A 1,977-nucleotide genomic window follows, 5' to 3' on the forward strand; every position below is an offset into this window, starting at 1 on the left:
AGGCCCGCAGGCGGTTATCATCCCCCTGTGTCCCCAGCACATAAATATCAAACGGCTGTTTGCCGGCCAGCAGAGTGGCCAGACGGGCATCACACGCGCGACAGTTTTCCGCCTGCACAAATAACGCCTGACGGCGCTGTGCTGTTCCCTGTACCATCCCGGTGGTCGCGCCGGCTGTTCCCAGGCTGACCGGTAATATCTGACCATAAAGCCGTTTCCAGGCCGCATCCACTTCCCGCTGAAACGCCAGCTCTTTTTCCGCCCGGGCAAATTCCTGCTGTACCCACTTTTCAGCCAGCCGGCGGCGCTCCTCATCTGACCGGGCCTCAATGCCCAGTGTCGTCAGCGGATCCAGTCCTGGAGACTGAATACCGCGCCGCCCTTTCATCAGCGCCTCAAAACGAGCATACTCCTCTGCACTCAGTCCCCATTCCTGCGCCTCATACTGCAATGACTGAGTCTGACTCTCAGCCGATGTCCCCGCCTCAATCTGAACCGGTTGGGTTGTCCCGGAAACAGACTGTACAGCTGTCAGCGGTGCGGACATCAGACACCCGCCCAGTAAAACCACGCATCTTATGTTTTTCATCACGGCATTCCTTTTATGGCAGGCGCAATGTCACCGTGCGCCCCTGATAACGTAATGTCACACGGTCTGTCTGAATGTCGGTCATTTCCCAGCCCTGATAACGCCCACCGACCGGCACTAATTGCACCTGCCCCAGCTGACGGATATCCGCAGGGGCCAGAGCTGCCAGACGACGACCGCCCCGCTGTTCAATGGCAGTTAACTGAAACGGCACCGTCCGGGCTGTACGGGCTGTACGGGCTGAAGCCCCGGGACGGGAAGTCTCCGGCGCGGCGGGTTTTGCCCTGACAACCTGTGGATTGGCTGTTTTTTGCACCGGCTGACGCTGTTCCTGCAACTGATGTAACGCCAGTGCCCACTGTGCCTGGCGGGTTTCCAGTTGCGCCAGCCGTTTTTCCAGCCCGTCCGATAACAGCGTAATCTGCTCATCCGGTTTGCCGGCAACCGCCAGCTGCTCTGTCACAGTTCTGAGGGTATCGCGCTGTGATGCGGCTCCCTGTTTCAGCGTCGCCAGCTCCTGACGAATCACATCCAGTTGCGCATTTATTCCGTCATCCGTGACAGGGGCAGCCATCGTCATCTCAATCGCCTGCAATCGCTGGTCAAGCTGTGACAGCTGTTTCTCCTGCGTACCAGCAATATTCAGTAACGCCAGCACAGAAGCCACACACAGACCAGCAAACAATACCAGGCCGCCGATAATTACGGTCCGGACAGCGTAAGATTTGGCAGAAGCACTCATTTCAGCCACCCTCCGCGATGAACCTTATTCACACCACTCTGTCCGGCAGAGGTATTCAGCACCGGAGGCACCGGTACTGGCGCACTCCCCGCAGAAAGTGGTGTGCCCACTGAGACGGATGAAGCGCTGTCCCTTCCGGCATCCGGCACAGGTGGCGTGTATTCCGGACGAAGCCGGTAACACACCTCCCGCTGTACATCATCCACCAACAACTGCCAGGCCGGACCGGCAAGGATCTGTAACGCCACATTCAGGCGGATCGGTCCCATCTGATACTGAACGGCGGGTAACGGCAGACGATAAAGGCGGTTCGCCTGCCCATCAGAGGTGCACAGACGGTATCCGGAATCACGTAGGGCATAATGCAGCGCATCCCCGACCGTGGGTGAAACGGAAGCCGGAATACGCAGGTGAACAATTTGTTCCAGCGGGTAACGCTGTGCCTGTGAAGGCGAAATATCAACCAGCCGGTAACGGTCATAACGCACCACTTCCGGCGCTGACGGATAAAGATCCGGGAGCACCGGCTGAGCATGAGTGGTGTTGACCGGGATCGCGGTGTCAGCCACCTGTTCGGCAGGCCGGGAGGGTTTATCTGCACAGCCCCCCAACAGCAGTGAAGTCAGGGCAAGACATATCGGGAGAG

3 protein-coding genes are annotated in these 1,977 nt (G+C 58.5%); all 3 read right to left on the reverse strand.

Annotated elements, in window-relative coordinates:
- Positions 1-589, reverse strand: a 589-nt coding sequence (locus PR833_RS19620; RefSeq protein ID WP_272526444.1) for a TIGR03759 family integrating conjugative element protein, incomplete at its 3' end; no start/stop codon positions are given.
- 13 nt (positions 590-602) lie between these two features.
- On the reverse strand, positions 603-1,331 hold the full coding sequence (locus PR833_RS19625; RefSeq protein ID WP_248129424.1) for a hypothetical protein: 729 nt from the start codon (positions 1,329-1,331) through the stop codon (positions 603-605).
- Positions 1,328-1,977, reverse strand: a 650-nt coding sequence (pilL2, locus tag PR833_RS19630; RefSeq protein WP_272526445.1) for a PFGI-1 class ICE element type IV pilus protein PilL2, incomplete at its 5' end; no start/stop codon positions are given. The genes PR833_RS19625 and pilL2, both read right to left, overlap by 4 nt.

It is taken from the genome of Providencia sp. PROV189 (genome assembly GCF_028480065.1).
Classification (GTDB): Bacteria; Pseudomonadota; Gammaproteobacteria; order Enterobacterales; family Enterobacteriaceae; genus Providencia; species Providencia stuartii.